Source organism: Salinibacterium sp. SWN1162, from assembly GCF_015864675.1.
Taxonomy (GTDB): domain Bacteria; phylum Actinomycetota; class Actinomycetes; order Actinomycetales; family Microbacteriaceae; genus Rhodoglobus.
Genome location: NZ_JADYWT010000001.1, coordinates 1500338 through 1517065 on the forward strand (window position 1 = coordinate 1500338; position 16728 = coordinate 1517065).

Here is a 16728-nt window from a genome sequence, read left to right on the forward strand (position 1 = left end):
GATCCTTACCGTTGCTATGTGGGCGTGTGTGGCTTACTTTCTCTTCCCGCTGTTCTGGTTGGTTATTGCTTCCACAAAGAGCAACGGCGACTTGTTCTCCACTTTCGGGCTGTGGTTTGGAAACTCAATTGAGCTGTTCAAGAACATAGGAAACGTCTTTACCTACGACGGTGGGATATTCCTGCTCTGGGGATACAACACAGCTCTCTATGCGGGAGTGAGCGCCGTCGGCGCAGCGTTGCTCGCGACCGCCGCTGGCTATGGTTTTGCTAAGTACCGGTTCCCGGGGCAGAAGGTCATCTTCAGCAGTGTTCTCGGGGCAGTCATGATTCCTGCTACTGCACTGGCGATCCCCAGCTATCTGCTCTTTGCTTCGGTTGGCTTAACTAATACTCCGCTCGCGGTGATCTTGCCCTCTATCGTGAGTCCGTTCGGTGTTTTTCTGATGCGCGTTTATGCGGCTGATGCGATTCCTGACAGTCTGATTGAGGCGGCCAGAATTGATGGAGCAAGCGAATTTCGAATTTTCTGGCAGGTCTCGTTGAAGCTAATGGCACCGGGAATCGTGACCGTCTTTCTTTTTGCACTGGTGGCGACATGGAATAACTACTTCCTTCCGCTCATCATGCTTACTGACGCAAAGCTCTACCCGCTCACAGTAGGGCTGGCACAGTGGCAAGAGGCGGGCGCTTCGGGCGGTGGCGCTCTAGCGCTCTTCTCCATCGTTATCACCGGCTCGTTCGTCTCAATTATCCCGTTGGTGATTGCGTTCCTGTACTTGCAGCGCTTCTGGCAAAGTGGTCTCTCGGCCGGAGGGGTGAAGGGCTAATGGCCGCTGTAACTCCCTGGCGCGGGCGCGAACTGGGCGCCACAGGAATAATGGTGACCGCAGTCGGCATTGGCACCTCGGCTATCGGCGATATGCCCGGTGCACACGGCTACTCCGTTGACGAGGAACGCGCCGCGGCAGCGCTCGACGACGCCCTGTCTGGTTCCTTCAACTTTGTCGACACTGGCGCTAATTACGGCGCTGGTCGGAGTGAGCAACGCCTTGCCGCCTCGATAGCTCGGGTCTCACCGGCGGGGTTGGTGATCGCCACCAAAGTCGATCGTGACATGACCACCGGTTACTTCGGCGGTGACCAAGTGTTGCGTTCGGCGGAGGAGAGCTTGGAACGTCTCGGCGTCGATAGCGTTCCTTTACTGCACCTCCACGACCCTGAGACGATGGACTTCGACGATGCCATGGCGCCCGGGGGACCGGTCGCGGCATTGCGTTCTCTCCGCGATCAGGGCATTGCTCAACACATAGGAGTGGCGGGAGGTCCTGCCTCCTTGATGAAGCGCTATGTGGAGACAGGGGAGTTCGAAGTACTCCAGACACACAATCGTTTCACTCTCCTGGACCGCACTGCAGATGAGCTGCTTGATGCAGCTGCATCGCGCGGCATGGGAATCATCAATGCGGCGCCCTACGGCGGCGGCATGCTCTCCGATGCGCCCCGCGGAACCACCCGCTACAGCTACAGAGACGCGTCCTCGGCGACAATCGCAGCCTCGCAAAAGATGCGTGAGGTAGCCGCAGCACACGGGATTTCGCTAGCAGCGGCTGCGCTGCAGCTTTCTCTCGATGACCTTCGCATCCACTGCACAGTTGTCGGCATGTCTACACCGGGACGGGCTGCTTCGACACTTGCGCTCGCCGACACACCGATTCCGGCTGATGTATTCGCAGAGCTGCGTTCGCTCACACCAAGCCGGGATGAGTGGCTGAACGACTAAGTCTGAAATCACCACTAAACCCGCCAGATCTAAGGACCTCACTTCTCATGACCGTTCATGGCACTGTGCGTCAGCTCGTCAGCCTCGCTACGCTGCGCGCCGCCGTCAATCGCATCATTCCCGCCGACAACTTCCCCGCCGGCTGGGAGGGAGGGGTAGCAGATCACCTCGTTCCTGGCGCGGACAGCGGACTGGCTGACGCTGCAATCAATCCTGAGCTGGACTGGGCGCTCGCTGCCCTATGCTCTCTCGGGGATCGACTAGACGATGCCGTGGGCGGCGGGCTAGCCAGCTTCTCGCGAGCTCCAGCAGCTGAACAAGATCGGGTTCTCAGCGAGCTTGGACAACTCGCTGAGGCCGCCGACGAACTCGCGACTTTGCTGCGCATTAGTTGGGAAGGCTTCTACGCACCTTCGGAGGGACGAGACCCTGCCGGGCCAGGAATGGTCGGTTTTAGGTCACTACCGGAGGGTGTCGAGCCTGTCGAACCAGAGCTATTGCCGACGATTACCGTCGATCAGCTCCGTGGTAGTTACGACGCTGTCATTATCGGTAGTGGGCCGGGCGGCGCATCAGCGGCCCGCGTGCTCACCGAGCGCGGAAAGAATGTGTTGATCGTGGAGCGGGCTCTACAGCTCAGCCAGGCCGCCCTCCGCGATGATCATCTACACGGCAAGCGCACAGGCCTCTACAACTCAGTTGTTGGCCCTGGCGCAGGGCATCCGCGTGTTATTGAAAACGCCGATGGCGACGAGGTTGTGGTTCAGGGCGACGGTAGCGCTGGCCCCTATGGCCTCAACGCTATGACTGTCGGCGGTGGGACCCGTCTTTGGCAGGGTATGGCGTGGCGGTTCATGCCAGAGGACTTTGCGATGGCCACCACGTATGGCGTGCCGGAGGGGACCAGTCTCGCGGACTGGCCAGTCGATTACGCCGAAATGGAACCTTATTACGGTCGTGCGGAAGACGAGTTGGGCGTCGCCGGTGAGGAAGGCGGTCTCACCTCGCGCACCCCGCGCTCGCGACCCTACCCTCTGCCTGCCATGGAAAGCGAGCCAGCGCGCGAGGTGCTCGGCGCGGCAGCCGATCGTCTCGGCTGGAGGTGGGGCCCGGTGCCCCTCGCGCTGAATTCAATTCCGCACGATGGACGTCCCGCGTGCGTGAAATGTGCGCAGTGCGTCGGCCACGCTTGCCCGGTGAATGCGAAGAGTGGCGCGCACAACACGTTGCTCCCGCGCGCCATCAACACCGGGAGTTGCGACTTCATGGTTGATGCCCAAGCGATTCACATCGAAGACGGCGTCAGCGGCGCGCGAGTGCAGATTGTCGCTGACGCGAGCACGACTCCTCAAACGGTTGACGTAACGGCGTCGGTAGTCGTCGTTGCGGCTGGCGCTGTGGAGACCCCGCGTCTTATCGCGGCGAGCGGCCTTGGCAATGACCAGGTGGGTCGCCACCTCCATGATCACAGTTTCGTGATGGTCCTCGGCAACATCTCCCCGGGGGTGAAGAGCTTCCGGGGACCGGGACACTCGATCGCGACTCTCGACCACGTGCACAGCTCTCAGTCACCGTGGGGAGGCGGGGTAATTTTTGACCTCAACCAGATGCTGCCCGTGACCTCGGCTGGTATGGCTGGTGCCCTCGGGCATCCGGCATGGGGCTCCGAACACAAAGAGTGGATGCGGGAGGGCAGACAGCACATGTTTGGTGCATTTGGGATCGGTCAGGAGATTCCGATGGCCTCGTCCCGGGTTGAGGTTTCGTCTCTGGCCGCAGACCGATGGGGGCAGCCTGTCGCTCGACTGCGCAAGGAAGTGCACTCGAGCACCCGCGAAGTTCAGGACTTCATGTCAACCGCAGCTGCGGCGTGGCTGCGCGAAGCCGGGGCGAACGACGTGAAACGTCTGGCCGGACCGGCGATCGTCGCCGCTGCGGGGGAACATTCCTGTGGCACCATGCGCATGGGCAGCTCCTCGGCAGTTTCAGCCACTGCTCCCACCGGTCGTGTGTGGGGAACACGGCGGGTCTACGCGTGTGATAGTTCGCTGCATCCCACTAACGGGAGCGTGAACCCCACACTAACCATCTTCGCGAACGCCCTTCGCGTCGCAGGACATATCGCCGACGCTTTGCACTAACCAACCCGCCTGCCGAATTTTAGAGAAATAGGGTCAGAAGAATGAGCTCCTTGCAAGAAGTCCCTTCCCGCATGCGTGCAAGCGTGCTTGAGAGTGCACACCACCTCGTTGTTCGCGAGGTTGATACCCCTGTTCTGGCTTCGGACCAGGTATTGGTGCGAATTGCCGCCGTCGGTGTCTGTGGTTCCGATGTTCACTATTTCCATGAAGGTCGAATCGGCGACTTCGTTGTCGACGCTCCACTTATTCTCGGCCACGAAGCATCCGGCACGATCGTCGCCGTAGGAACAGAAGTCTCGGCGGACCGAATTGGCGAGCGCGTCTCGATCGAGCCGCAGCGGGCTTGCCGCATCTGCACACAGTGTAAGCGCGGGCGCTACAACCTGTGCCCGTCCATCGAGTTCTACGCGACCCCACCGATTCACGGGGCGTTCGCCGAATTCGCTGTGATTCAGGCTGACTACGCTTTCGCTATTCCAGACTCCGTATCGTTGGAAGCGGCCTCGTTATTCGAACCGCTATCGGTGGCGATTTGGGCGCATAAAAAAGCGTTGACTCAGCCAGGATCGCGGGTGTTGATCGCGGGTGCAGGGCCGGTAGGGATCCTGCTAGCTCAGGTCGCGCGGGCGTATGGCGCTACCGAGGTTATTGTCTCTGATCTGGCCGCAGCCAGACGTGATCGAGCGCTTGAATTCGGCGCTACATCAGTGATCGACCCGACCGTGGTATCTGCTGACGAGGTCCCGGAGGTCGACGCGTTCGTCGATGCGTCGGGTGCTCCCTCCGCCATTCGCGCGGGTATCTTGGCTCTCGCCCCCGCGGGAATCGCCGTGCTCGTCGGCATGGGCGCAGACGATGTTTCATTGCCCGTTTCACGAATTCAAGGTCGCGAGTTGCTTGTTACTGGCGTCTTCCGTTACGCGAATACCTGGCCGTTAGCCATTGAGCTCGTGGCTTCGGGAGCTGTCGACCTAGAGTCACTCGTAACTAGTACCTTCTCACTCGATCGCGTCGAAGAGGCGTTCGAAGCGACGCGTGATCCAAACACCCTCAAAGCACTCATCACGCCCTAGTTGCCAAATACCGCGGGGATCGACGGCCTCGGCGCGGAACCCGATACGAGAGGCGCATCCGAGCCTTCGATGTCGGCGATTGCGATCAGTCGACGGTAGACGGCGTAAGTACTCATCCGGCGCGAGTAACCGTGCGGCAACTGCCTCACGAGCGCCGCAGCCACTAGCCTGAGCGAGAACGAACTGGGGTGCGCCGCGCGAAGTAACTGCAGCGGGCGTGCATCCATCTCCCGCAGAACTGAATGGAAGACGCGCCGATGCACGAAGTTACCTGCCCTCACTGTGGCAAAGCGTTCACGATCGATGAGGCGGGGTATGCCGATATCGTGAAGCAGATTCGTGACCGCGAGTTCGAGAGTGAGCTTCACGAGCGCCTCGAGTCGGCCGAGGCCACCAAGAAAGCGGAGATCGCGCTTGCCGAGGCGAAAATTGCGCGAGAGCTGCAGGCCGAAGCATCGAAGAAGGATGCCGCCATTCAGGAGCTGAAGGCGCAGCTTGACGCGGGCGCTGTCTCCCAGAAGCTGGCAGTGTCCGAGGCTCTGAGCGCTGTGCAAACCGAGCGTGATGCCCTGGCTAACGAACTCGAGAAAGCCAAGCGGGAGCGGGAGTCTGCCGCCGAGCTGGCTGAAGCGAAGCGTGTGAGCGAGCTTCAAGCGGCCACCGCAGAGAAAGAAGCCGAGATCCAGGCCCTGAAGGCGAAGCTTCAGGCCGCAGGTTCAGAGCAGCAGCTGGCGCTCTCCGCAGCGGTGGGTGCAGTGGAGAAGGAGCGCGACGGGCTCAAGGGCACTCTTGAGCGGGTCGAGCTGGAGAAGAAACTCGCCGAGACCTCGATGAAAGACAAGTACGAGACTCAGCTTAAGGACCGCGACGACGCGATCGAGCGACTGCGCGACTTGAAGGCACGGCTCTCCACCAAGATGATCGGTGAGACGCTCGAGATTCACTGCGAAACGACGTTCAACCAAATTCGGGCTACCGCGTTTCCGAAGGCGTATTTCGAGAAAGACAATGACGCTCGAAGCGGTAGCAAGGGCGACTACATCTTTAAAGAGGCGGATGAGTCGGGCACCGAAATCGTCTCGATCATGTTCGAGATGAAGAACGAAGCCGACACCACGGCCACCAAGAAGCGCAACGAAGACTTCTTGAAAGAGCTCGACAAAGACCGCAACGAAAAGGGTTGCGAGTACGCGGTGCTCGTGTCGTTGTTGGAGCCCGATAGCGAGCTCTACAACTCCGGAATCGTGGATGTCTCCCACCGGTATCCGAAGATGTACGTCGTGCGCCCCCAGTTCTTCATTCCCATCATCACGGTGCTCCGCAACGCGGCGCTCAACTCGCTCACCTACAAGAACGAGCTCGCGCTTGTGAAGGCGCAGAGCATCGACGTGACCAACTTTGAGGAAGAGCTGGACTCATTCAAATCAGGCTTCGCTCGTAACTTCGACTTGGCATCCCGCAAGTTCCAAACGGCGATTGACGAGATCGACAAGTCGATTGATCACCTGCAGAAGACCAAGGATGCGCTGCTCGGCACGAACCGCAACCTGCGCCTCGCTAACGACAAGGCTCAAGACGTGACGATCAAGAAGCTCACGCGCGGCAACCCGACGATGGCCGAGAAGTTTTCCGACCTGAACAAGGGCGACGAGTAGCGTTCGGCGGCGCGCTCGCCTTCCTGTTGAAGGAGGCACACTCCAGAGTGGGTGTAGAGATAGGCTCAGTTCTACGAAGGAGATTCTGTGACCGATGACGCTGTGGCCCCACCTGCTGGCTGGTACGCCGACCCGAACGATCCGACGCTGAGTAGATGGTGGAGCGGCTCATCATGGACCGAACACTATGCCCCTGCTGCCGCGGCGCCGGTTCAGGTCGTCGCGGTGGTTTCCCGCAAAGACGTCGCGATCACCTATCTGCTGGCGATCTTTTTGACCGGCTTCGCGGCCCACTACTTCTACCTGGGACGGATCGGCAGCGCGATCGGATTCCTTGCGTTGTGGTGGATAGGCATCGCCACGGCAGCCATTTTCATCGGTATCCCGCTTATCGTGGCCGCGTACGTCTGGCTGATCGTCGATCTTTTCTTGATCCCCAGCTACGTTCGCGCCTACAACGCAAAGACTCTCGTTCGCTAGGCAGGGTTCGTGGCGAGACCCGATCGCCACCGCGCAACGCCACCGCGGACGTGGTGCTAGCGGCTAACGGGTAGCGACGGGCGTCGTCGGCGGTGCTGCGACGGGCTTGCGCACGCGCGCCTTGAACCAGGCGGTGTCGGGCACTCGAGCGAGCAGCGGCCCGGCGATGATCGTCATGAGCACGTAGGCGGTCGCCAGGGGCGCGAGCATGGGCTCGATGCCGGCACCGACGGCGAGTCCGGCAATGACGATGGAGAACTCGCCTCGGGGCGTCAGCGCCAAGCCGGTGCGCCAACGACCGGGCGCCGCAATGCCGGCGCGTTTGGCAGCGCGGTACCCGGAGTACGTTTTGGTGCCGATCGTGAGCACAGCGAGGGCGAACGCGGGCAGCAGCACCGGAATGATGTCGGCGGGCGAGGTCGAGATCCCGAAAAAGACGAAGAAGACGGCGGCGAAGAGATCGCGCAGGGGAGTGATGAGTTGCGCTGACTGGTGCGCTACAGGCCCCGAGATGGCGATGCCGACGAGGAATGCACCCACGGCCGCTGAGACGTTCACAGCCTCTGCAAGGCCCGCGACGAGCATTGTGAGCCCGACTACTCCGAGCAGCAAGGCTTCAGCGTTCTTTTGGGGGAGCAAGCGCGACAGGACACGACCATGGCGCAGTGCCACGTAAAGAATCGTGACGACGACAGCAACGGCGATAGCAACAGTGATCGACCCCTGCAGCAGTCCGGCACCGATCACGAGCGCCGACAGAACCGGCAGATAGAACGCCATGGCGAGGTCTTCCATCACCAGGATCGAAAGAATCACTGGCGTCTCACGGTTACCGAGTCGCCCGAGGTCTCGAATAACCTTGGCGATGACTCCGGATGATGAGACCCAGGTCACTCCGGCAAGAGCGACGACCGCGGCGGGTTCCCAGCCGAGCAGAATGGCAAACAGCGCGCCGGGAAGCGCATTGAACACGCCATCCAGAATCCCGGACATCCGCGATGTCTTGAGGTTCGCCATGAGCTCGTCAGCGGAGTACTCGAGCCCCAGCATCGCGAGCAACAAGATCACGCCGATCTGCGAGCCGACCTCGAAGAACTCTTCACTGGCCTGAAGCGGCAGCAGTCCGCCTTCGCCCACAGCAAGACCGGCGAGAAGGTAGAGCGGGATCGCGGAGAACCCGAAGCGTGCGGCAACCCTGCCGAGCACACTCAGAACAAGCAGGAGAGCGCCAACCTCGATGAGTAGCTGCGTCGTCTCATGCATTCGCGGCTCTTAGCTGGGACCGTTATTGATGAGCTTGCCGAGGGCGTCGAGGCCCTGGCGGGTGCCGACAGCAACGATGACGTCGCCGGACTCAAAAACAACTTCGGGGCCGGGGGATGCGACAACGTCATTACCGCGCACGATGGCCACGATGGAGGCACTCGTGAGGGTGCGCGCTTTCATCGAGCCCATGGGGTGGCCGACAAAGCCGGAACCATTGGGCAGCGAGATCTCTTCGTTGAACAGCCCTTCGGCCTTTTCGCCGAGAGCAGAGAGGCGACTGAGCGTGAGCGACGAACCGAGAACTTCTGCAATGGCGGATGCTTCGTCATCCGTCAGCGAAATTGACGCAGCATTGGAGTCGGGGTCATCCGCATTGAAGAAAGCGAGATCGCGTTCTCCTGACCGCAGCGAGACCACGCTGACGCGGCATCCTGAGTTCGTGATGACGTCGTTGCGTACGCCAAACCCGGGAAGGTCAATTCGTTCGATTCTTACGCCCACGGTTCCAACTTACCAATTCACTAGTGGCCAATAGTCCAGCGAGCAGCCTACGCCTGTTCGGGCGCATCCCCTACTATTCGGGTGACCCTGGCGCTGACCCGGCTCGCGGCCGTGGCGCTGGCGGGGGCGGTACTTCTTTTGCGGCAATCACCTTCGCGAGTTCGATCGTCTCGAGACCACGCTTAGTCGCGACAACACAATGCGTCTCGTCAGCGAGGTGAAAGTAGCCCAGAGAGTCGGTGGCGCGCCCATCCTCGATGAGGTGACGCACTACGACACGGGTGCCGCTCGTGGTGGCTTTCAAAAACTCGGCGGGGGTAGCCATCGGGGTTACCACGAACTCTTGTCGTAGTCCTTGAGGAAGATGCCGAACAGATCTTCGCCGTCCTCGCCGCGCACGATGGGGTCATAGACGCGGGCCGCACCATCGACGAGGTCGAGCGGCGCATGAAAACCCTCTTCTGCCAGCCGCACCTTGGTGGGGTGTGGGCGCTCATCCGTAATCCAGCCGGTGTCGACACTCGTCATGAGAATGCCGTCGCTCTCAAACATTTCGCGGGCACTCGTGCGGGTGAGCATGTTCACGGCGGCTTTGGCCATGTTGGTGTGCGGATGCCCGGGGCCCTTGTAGCCGCGGCCGAACACGCCCTCCATCGCCGACACATTCACGATGTATTTGCGGCGCGACTCTGACGCCGCCATCGAAGGACGAAGTTTGGAGATCAGCACGAAAGGCGCCGTCGTATTCGCGAGCTGAACTTCGAGCATTTCGAGCGGGTCGACCTGATCGACGTGCTGGGTCCACGAGTTGATCGAGTCAAGGTCGGGCACAAGGCCACCGGCGTCGATCGCGGTGCCGGCAGCGAGGCGCTCGAGTGAGCTCGACCCTGCGGTCATCGCTTGCTCGGTTAGTTCTTCGGCACGCGTCGCAGCGGCGGCCAGAATCGGATGCGCCGACACCGACTGCGCGAGGGCCTGCGGGTGCGGGTCGTTCGTGTGCCCGAAGGTCACGAGCTCGGGCAGCGGGCCGTCGGGCAGGGGAGCAAGCTCACCATCGACGAGAGGCTGGTACGCACCAGGGGAGCGACGCACGGTCTGCGTCGCATTATTGATGAGGATGTCGAGCGGGCCCTGAGCCGCGACAGAGTCGGCCAGCCCAATTACCTGAGCGGGGTCGCGGAGGTCGATTCCGACCACGCGAAGGCGGTGCAGCCAGTCTGCCGAGTCGGGCAGGCTCGAGAAGCGACGAACGGCATCCCGAGGAAAGCGCGTCGTGATGGTGGTGTGCGCGCCATCCCGCAGCAAACGCAACGCGATGTACATGCCGATCTTGGCGCGGCCCCCGGTGAGTAGCGCTCGCTTGCCGGTGAGGTCAGTGCGGGCGTCACGCTTGGCGTGGTTGAACGCCGCACAACTCGGGCAGAGCTGATGGTAGAACGAGTCAACGGTCGTATACGGCTGCTTGCAGACGTAACAGGGGCGAGCCTTGATCAGTTCGCCGGCGGTCGGTGTGGTGGTGCTCGTAGAAATGGGGATGCCGCGAGTCTCGTCATCAATGCGGTCGGCCGCGCCGGTAGCAGTTGCTGCAATCACTTCGCGGTCAGCATCGGCGATCGCGGCGCGCTTCTCGAGACGACGCTCTTTCTTGACCGCCTTGAACATCGCGGCGGTCGCCCGGCGCACGGTCACAAAGTCGGGGTGCTCTTCATCCATGCCCACCATCTGGTTCAGCACCTTGAGGGCGACCTCAAGTTCGGCGGGGTCGAGACCGCTCGGGCCGTGGTCAGGGGCGGGTGAAGAATTAGGCACACCCAATTCTACCCGCGCTGCCGCGCGCACCGTGCTCTCGGCGGTCTCCGCTGACTCTATGCTGACGAGATGATCCTCAGCGTCGTGCTCGCTCTCGCCGGCTCCGTGTTCTACGGTGTCTCTGACTTCTTCGGCGGCCTCAGCACACGACGGCTGCAGGTGGTGCCGGCGACCACGATCATCCACGTCTTCGCTACCGTCTCGTTGCTCATCGCAATGCTGTTCGTCACCGTCAGTTTTGAGTCAGGTGCGATCCTGTGGGGTGGCATCGCCGGTCTGGCCGCGATCGTGGGGCTGCTGACGTTCTACGCGGCGCTCGCCGATGGGCCCATGAGCCTTGTCGCGCCGCTGATCGCCGTGGTGGGTGCTGTTGTGCCGGTGGCCTTTGCCGTGGTGTCGGGCGAGCAGTTACCCGTGCTCGCGTGGGTCGCCATCGTGCTCGCCATCGTGAGCGCGCTGCTCGTGTCCGTCACACGGTCGGATGCCGCAGTGCGCGTTCGGCCGCGAACGGTTGCAGTGGGGCTCATCTCCGGGGTCAGTCTCGGTACCGCTCTCATTGCGCTCGACCAGGCCCCGGTTTCCGCTGGCCTCGCCACCGCGGTCGTTGAGATCGTTGTCGGCCTTGGCGCGATGGTGATCCTGCTCGCGCTCACTCGTCTCAGTGCCCCCATCCGTCGCTTCTTCGCTCAGTTTGACCACCAGCCCGAGGGTGGTGCCGTCGTGAGTGTCAGCCGCGCCCGGATGCTCGCTGCCGCGGGTGGTGTTCTCGTGGGAGCATCCAACGCGTTCATCCTGTTCGCGCTGCAAGCCGGGAGCCTGGCTGTCGTTTCGGTGCTCGTGAGCCTGTATCCGCTGGCGACCATTGTGTTGGCGCGCTTCACGCTGCATGAGAGAGTGAGCCGGGTGCAATTGCTCGGAATGGCGCTCGCGCTCATTGCCTCAGTGATGCTCGCGCTGAGCTAGTCGCCCGCTAGTGGCGCGCCCGTCGCGCTGCGATGTCCGGCGACCCGGCTACGGTGGAACAATGCCCTCACTTCTGGATGCGCTTCCGACGCCCTTTGACGCAGACGCAACCTATGACGCTTTCGTCGGGTGGGCATCCGGCCGCGGCCTCGAGCTTTACCCCGCTCAGGATGAAGCTGTTATCGAGCTTGTCTCGGGAGCCAACGTCATCCTCTCGACGCCTACGGGCACGGGAAAGTCGCTCGTCGCGATTGCCGCGCACGCCATTGCGCTCGCGCAGGGCCAGCGCACCTTCTACACCGCGCCCATCAAAGCGCTCGTGAGCGAGAAGTTCTTCGCTCTCGTTGAGGTGTTCGGTGCAGAGAACGTCGGTATGGTCACGGGGGACTCTTCGGTCAACGCCGATGCGCCCATCATCTGCTGCACCGCTGAAATTCTGGCGAATCTCGCGCTGCGCGAGGGAGCCGATGCGCGCGTCGACCAAGTAGTCATGGACGAGTTCCACTTTTACGCCGATCCCGATCGTGGCTGGGCTTGGCAGGTGCCGCTACTGATCCTGCCCAAGGTGCAGTTCGTACTGATGTCGGCGACGCTCGGAGACATGCAGCCGTTGGCGGATGACCTGAGCCGGCGCACCGGCCGCGAGACAAGCCTCATCACGGGCGTCGAACGTCCCGTTCCCCTGCACTACTCGTGGGCCATTACGCCGATCCACGAGACCGTGGAAGATCTGCTCTCCACTGGGCAAGCGCCGATTTACATCGTGCACTTCTCACAGGCCGCCGCTCTCGAGCGTGCGCAAGCGATGACGAGCATCAAGGTGGTCTCCCGCGAACAGCGCGACCAGATCGCCGACGCGATCGGTGACTTCCGCTTCACGACGGTGTTCGGTAAGACCCTCTCGCGCCTCATCCGTTCGGGTATTGGTGTGCACCACGCGGGCATGCTGCCCAAATACCGTCGCCTCGTTGAGCAACTCGCCCAACGTGGGCTGCTGCGCGTCATCTGCGGAACCGACACTCTCGGCGTCGGCATCAACGTGCCCATCCGTACGGTGCTGCTGACTCAGCTCACCAAGTACGACGGCACTCGGATGCGTCAGCTGACCGCCCGTGAGTTTCACCAGATCGCCGGGCGGGCCGGCCGCGCTGGTTTCGACACGGCGGGCACCGTCATCGCCCAAGCGCCCGAGCACGAATCCGAAAACGCCAAGCTCGTTGCCAAAGCCGGCGACGACACCAAAAAGCTGCGCAAGATCGTGCGCAAGAAGCCACCCGAGGGTTTCGTCACCTGGACCGAAAGCAGCTTCGAGCGGATGATCGCGGCCGAGCCGGAACAGCTCACGAGCAACATGCGCATGAACCACGCCATGATCCTGAACGTGATCGCTCGCGGCGGCGACGTGTTCTCGAACGTACGCACTCTCGTCGAAGACAACCACGAACCCCGTCACAAGCAGCGCGAACTCGCGAAGCAGGCGCTCGCGATCTATCGCACGTTGCGCACCGCCGAAATCGTCGAAGAACACCGCGTTGCCGACACCATGATCGTGGATGGCGAAGAGGTCGAGAGCTTCGACGAACGCATCGAGATTCGCCTCACCGTCGATCTCCAATCCAACTTCGCGCTTAACCAGCCACTCTCGCCATTCGCCGTCGCATCGTTCGATCTACTCGATCGAGAGTCGCCGACCTACGCCCTCGACATGATCTCCGTGCTTGAAGCGACACTGGATGACCCGCGCCCGATCCTCTCGCAGCAGCAGTTCATGGCTCGCGGCGAAGCGGTCGCCGCGATGAAGGCCGAGGGTATCGAGTACGACCAGCGCATGGAACTGCTCGAAGAAATTACCTGGCCTAAACCCCTCGAAGAACTGTTGGATGCCGCCTTCGATATGTACCGTGCGAGCCAGCCCTGGATCGGCGACTACGCCCTCAGCCCCAAGAGCGTCGTGCGCGACCTGTACGAACGCGCCATGACCTTTGCCGACTTCGTGGGCTTCTACGGACTCGCCCGCAGCGAAGGCCTCGTGCTGCGCTACCTCTCCGACGCCTACCGTGCCACGCGCCAAACGATTCCGGATGACGCCAAAACCGACGAACTCCTCGACCTCATCGAGTGGCTAGGCGAGCTGGTGCGCCAGGTCGACTCGAGCCTTATCGACGAGTGGGAGGCCATGACGAACGGGGTCGACTCCGCTACCAGCGGCGAGCCAGTGTTACCGCCTGCTCCGGCATCCGTCGTCACGAACGCCCGTGCTTTCCGTGTTCTGGTGCGCAACGAAATGTTCCGTCGCGTTCAGCTGGCGGCCCGCGACGACGCTGTCGCTCTCGGTGAGTTGGATGCCGCAGCCGGCTACGACGAAGAAGCGTGGGGCGAGGCGCTCGACCGCTACTTCGAGGAGCACGACACCCTCTCCACGGCGGGTGACGCGCGGGGCCCCGCAATGATCACGATCACCGAGGAGCCTGGCCAGTGGCATGTGCGGCAAATCATCGAAGACCCGGAAGGTAACCACGATTGGTCGATCAACGCGACCGTGGATCTCGCCGAGTCTGCCGCGGAGGGCATCGCGGTCGTGCGCGTGACGGGCTTCACCCGCCTCGACTAGCGTCTGCTGCGATGCGCCCGGCGGTTACCCCGCTCGGTGACGTTCGAACTCAGTGGAGAGCGTTCGCTGCGGCGAACGGGCATAACGCGCCGCCGCCGGGTGTTGAATAGCACTATGACCCGCGATCAACGATTTGTTCTGACCATCGCGATTCTCGCGTCGTTCGTTGCGTTTCTCGACGGGTCAGTGATCAACGTCGCGCTGCCCGCCATTAGCTCAGAGCTCGGTGGTGGGCTGAGTACCCAGCAGTGGGTTGTCGACGCATATCTCATCACGCTGGGATCGCTCATTCTGCTGGCGGGGTCGCTCTCCGATGTTTTTGGCCGTCTGGTAATCCTGCGAATCGGCCTCATCGGCTTTGGTCTCGCCTCGGTATTTATCGCCCTCGCGCCGAGCGCCGAAATACTCATCCTTTTGCGCGGGGTTCAGGGCATCGCCGGTGCGCTTCTCGTGCCGAGTTCGCTCGCGCTGATCATGTCGACCTTTCGGGGAACCGCGCAGGCTCATGCCATCGGGCAGTGGACAGCGTGGACGAGTGCCGCCTTCATCGTGGGGCCCGTGCTCGGTGGAGCCTTCGTCGACCTGCTCAGCTGGCGACTCGTTTTCGCCATCAATGTCATCCCGATCGCGATCACGCTCTGGCTGCTCGTGAAGCTCGGGCATCGCGATGAGCGTAAAGCGAACACGCGCATCGACTTCCTGGGGGCAGCGCTCGGCATCGTCGGGCTCGGCGGTCCGGTATTCGCTCTCATCGAGCAAGGAAATTTGGGTTGGAACAGCCCCGCCGTGGTCATACCGCTCGTGGTCGGCATCCTGAGCTTCATTGCCTTCATCGTGTGGCAACGTCGCGCGGCCCAACCAATGCTGCCCCTTGAACTGTTTCGTCACCGCAACTTCAGCCTCGGAAACATCGCGACGTTCTTCATCTACGGAGCGCTGGCCCTTGGCGGCTTCATCATGGTCGTCTACTTGCAAGAAGTGGCCGGCTATTCGGCGACCTTCGCCGGATTCGCGTTCCTGCCCTCATCCCTCGCCATCATTCTGCTCTCATCATTCTTCGGGCGATTGAGCGGTACCTACGGGCCGCGCTTGTTTATGACGCTCGGCCCATTCTTAGCTGGCGTCGGTTACGTCACGTTCTTGAGCATGGGGGAGTCAGTCAACTACGTCACTCAAGTGCTGCCCGGAGTGCTCCTGTTCTCGGTCGGGATGTCGATGACGGTCGCTCCGCTCACCTCGGCGATCTTGGGCGCGATTTCGGCCGAGCAAGCGGGGATCGGCTCAGCGGTCAACAATGCGGTGTCGCGCATTGCCGGCCTCGTGACGGTGGCGCTCATCGGCGTGATCACGGTCGGCTCGCTGTCACCCGCGAACTTCCACCGCGTCGTGATTGTAACGGCGGCGTTGTTGTTCGCCGGAGCTCTCACTTCGTTCTTGGGCATCCGCAATTCTGCTGCTCTCGATGATGATCCAAGCGAGGTGGCGCCGCCGCTGGCCTAGAGAGCCGCGGCCTTGCGAACGGTGTGCTGGCACGTGTCACCGTGGCAGCGGTCGGCGCAGGCAGCGTTCAGCCCAGGCAGCGTCAGCTCAGTTGTGGTGCAGAGAGCACGAGCAGCGCTGCCGTGATGGCGGCGGCGGCGATCGTCAAGCGAAAGAGCAGACGCTGTAGCGTTCCGCGAGCGATCAGCACAACGCACACTGCCGCGATCGCGACCGTGGCGCTGAAACCGATCAGTGCGAGCGTACTCGGAGTAACGCCCGGACCGAAGACCACGGCAACCCCGGCACCGATGAGTCCCACGGCAATCGCGGCGGCGGAAAGCCGCGCTCCGAGCATGTGCGGTAGCCCCCGAACTCCAGTGCTTGAGTCGTCTTCTAAATCGGGCAGCACATTGGTGAAATGGGCGGCAATGCCCAAGAGTGCTCCGGCAGCGATTGCCCACGGTGCCGCGAGCTGAGGCGTCGGGCCTGCGAGCGTGACGATGGCGGGTAGTGCTCCGAAACCGGCGATGTACGGCACGACGGAAAACAGCGTCGACTTGAGGCCCACGTTATAGAGCCAGCCGCTGGCAAGAAAAATCGCGTGGGCGACGGCGGCCAAGGGGCCGAGCAGTACTGATAGAACGACGGATGTCGCGGCCAAGCCGATCGCGACACTCGCCACCTGACCGGTCGACACCTCACCGGCTACTACGGGCTTATCGGTGCGCCCCGCGGAACGGTCGCGTTCAGCGTCAAGCCAATCGTTAGAGAGCCCGACCGACAGCTGGTTGGCGAGAATCATCACGGTCACGACGGCGATTCTCCAGCCTTCGAGGCCATAGCCCCAGGCCAAAGCGAGCACAATCGTCGTCACCGCAGCGGTGGGGCCGGGGTGAGACGACCGGGCAAGCGCACGCATCATGGGCCAAGAGTAGCCCGACGCCCGCGTCGCGATGCGGACTCTC

14 protein-coding genes are annotated in these 16728 nt (G+C 62.1%); 9 read left to right on the top strand and 5 right to left on the bottom strand.

The window, feature by feature from the left end:
- Nucleotides 1-16: 16 nt before the first annotated feature.
- The 6 genes from I6E58_RS07100 (at nucleotide 17) to I6E58_RS07125 (ending at nucleotide 7131) form a co-directional block, all read left to right on the top strand.
- The gene (locus I6E58_RS07100) at nucleotides 17-829 is read left to right on the top strand and encodes a carbohydrate ABC transporter permease (protein WP_129073485.1); all 813 of its coding nucleotides are present in this window, start codon (nucleotides 17-19) and stop codon (nucleotides 827-829) included.
- Nucleotides 829-1782 carry an aldo/keto reductase gene (locus tag I6E58_RS07105; protein WP_197131746.1) on the top strand — a complete coding sequence of 318 codons (954 nt, stop codon included), beginning with the start codon at nucleotides 829-831 and terminating at the stop codon, nucleotides 1780-1782. Before I6E58_RS07100 ends, I6E58_RS07105 begins: the two co-directional genes overlap by 1 nt.
- A 47-nt stretch (nucleotides 1783-1829) precedes the next feature.
- Nucleotides 1830-3923: a GMC family oxidoreductase N-terminal domain-containing protein gene (locus I6E58_RS07110; RefSeq protein WP_129071640.1), complete on the top strand. Its 2094-nt coding sequence runs from the start codon at nucleotides 1830-1832 to the stop codon at nucleotides 3921-3923.
- A gap of 41 nt (nucleotides 3924-3964) precedes the next feature.
- Entirely contained in the window at nucleotides 3965-4996 is a 1032-nt protein-coding gene (locus I6E58_RS07115; RefSeq protein ID WP_197131748.1) for an NAD(P)-dependent alcohol dehydrogenase, read from the top strand.
- Between the two features lie 257 nt (nucleotides 4997-5253).
- Nucleotides 5254-6651, top strand: coding sequence for a DUF2130 domain-containing protein (locus I6E58_RS07120; RefSeq protein ID WP_197131750.1), 1398 nt, complete (start codon nucleotides 5254-5256; stop codon nucleotides 6649-6651).
- An 87-nt stretch (nucleotides 6652-6738) separates the two neighbouring features.
- On the top strand, nucleotides 6739-7131 hold the full coding sequence (locus I6E58_RS07125; RefSeq protein WP_197131757.1) for a DUF2510 domain-containing protein: 393 nt from the start codon (nucleotides 6739-6741) through the stop codon (nucleotides 7129-7131).
- Between the two features lie 63 nt (nucleotides 7132-7194).
- Here the strand turns inward: I6E58_RS07125 and I6E58_RS07130 are convergent, their stop codons facing one another.
- The 4 genes from I6E58_RS07130 to I6E58_RS07145 form a co-directional block, all read right to left on the bottom strand.
- Nucleotides 7195-8394, bottom strand: a complete 1200-nt coding sequence (locus I6E58_RS07130; protein ID WP_129071637.1) for a cation:proton antiporter — start codon at nucleotides 8392-8394, stop codon at nucleotides 7195-7197.
- A 9-nt stretch (nucleotides 8395-8403) separates the two neighbouring features.
- A complete protein-coding gene (locus I6E58_RS14465; protein ID WP_129071636.1) occupies nucleotides 8404-8898 on the bottom strand; it encodes a cation:proton antiporter regulatory subunit in 495 nt (164 codons plus the stop codon).
- Between the two features lie 73 nt (nucleotides 8899-8971).
- The gene (locus I6E58_RS07140) at nucleotides 8972-9223 is read right to left on the bottom strand and encodes a hypothetical protein (protein WP_197131760.1); all 252 of its coding nucleotides are present in this window, start codon (nucleotides 9221-9223) and stop codon (nucleotides 8972-8974) included.
- A 5-nt stretch (nucleotides 9224-9228) separates the two neighbouring features.
- Nucleotides 9229-10707, bottom strand: coding sequence for an SDR family oxidoreductase (locus I6E58_RS07145; RefSeq protein ID WP_197131763.1), 1479 nt, complete (start codon nucleotides 10705-10707; stop codon nucleotides 9229-9231).
- A gap of 69 nt (nucleotides 10708-10776) precedes the next feature.
- Here I6E58_RS07145 and I6E58_RS07150 point away from each other — a divergent pair, with 69 nt between their 5' ends.
- The 3 genes from I6E58_RS07150 (at nucleotide 10777) to I6E58_RS07160 (ending at nucleotide 15781) form a co-directional block, all read left to right on the top strand.
- Complete coding sequence (locus I6E58_RS07150; protein ID WP_197131766.1) at nucleotides 10777-11670, top strand: EamA family transporter; 894 nt, start codon at nucleotides 10777-10779, stop codon at nucleotides 11668-11670.
- Between the two features lie 61 nt (nucleotides 11671-11731).
- Complete coding sequence (locus I6E58_RS07155) at nucleotides 11732-14281, top strand: RNA helicase (RefSeq protein WP_197131769.1); 2550 nt, start codon at nucleotides 11732-11734, stop codon at nucleotides 14279-14281.
- 114 nt (nucleotides 14282-14395) lie between these two features.
- Nucleotides 14396-15781: a DHA2 family efflux MFS transporter permease subunit gene (locus I6E58_RS07160; RefSeq protein ID WP_197131771.1), complete on the top strand. Its 1386-nt coding sequence runs from the start codon at nucleotides 14396-14398 to the stop codon at nucleotides 15779-15781.
- An 82-nt stretch (nucleotides 15782-15863) separates the two neighbouring features.
- Here the strand turns inward: I6E58_RS07160 and I6E58_RS07165 are convergent, their stop codons facing one another.
- Entirely contained in the window at nucleotides 15864-16685 is an 822-nt protein-coding gene (locus tag I6E58_RS07165; RefSeq protein WP_197131772.1) for a UbiA family prenyltransferase, read from the bottom strand.
- Nucleotides 16686-16728: the final 43 nt, after the last annotated feature.

Bases quoted from the DNA above. Each gene is read 5' to 3' on its own strand.
- I6E58_RS07100 (WP_129073485.1), top strand. From the start codon at position 17: ATGTGGGCGTGTGTGGCTTACTTTCTCTTCCCGCTGTTCTGGTTGGTT.
- I6E58_RS07105 (WP_197131746.1), top strand. From the start codon at position 829: ATGGCCGCTGTAACTCCCTGGCGCGGGCGCGAACTGGGCGCCACAGGA.
- I6E58_RS07110 (WP_129071640.1), top strand. From the start codon at position 1,830: ATGACCGTTCATGGCACTGTGCGTCAGCTCGTCAGCCTCGCTACGCTG.
- I6E58_RS07115 (WP_197131748.1), top strand. From the start codon at position 3,965: ATGAGCTCCTTGCAAGAAGTCCCTTCCCGCATGCGTGCAAGCGTGCTT.
- I6E58_RS07120 (WP_197131750.1), top strand. From the start codon at position 5,254: ATGCACGAAGTTACCTGCCCTCACTGTGGCAAAGCGTTCACGATCGAT.
- I6E58_RS07130 (WP_129071637.1), bottom strand. From the start codon at position 8,394: ATGCATGAGACGACGCAGCTACTCATCGAGGTTGGCGCTCTCCTGCTT.
- I6E58_RS07140 (WP_197131760.1), bottom strand. From the start codon at position 9,223: ATGGCTACCCCCGCCGAGTTTTTGAAAGCCACCACGAGCGGCACCCGT.
- I6E58_RS07150 (WP_197131766.1), top strand. From the start codon at position 10,777: ATGATCCTCAGCGTCGTGCTCGCTCTCGCCGGCTCCGTGTTCTACGGT.
- I6E58_RS07155 (WP_197131769.1), top strand. From the start codon at position 11,732: ATGCCCTCACTTCTGGATGCGCTTCCGACGCCCTTTGACGCAGACGCA.
- I6E58_RS07160 (WP_197131771.1), top strand. From the start codon at position 14,396: ATGACCCGCGATCAACGATTTGTTCTGACCATCGCGATTCTCGCGTCG.
- I6E58_RS07165 (WP_197131772.1), bottom strand. From the start codon at position 16,685: ATGATGCGTGCGCTTGCCCGGTCGTCTCACCCCGGCCCCACCGCTGCG.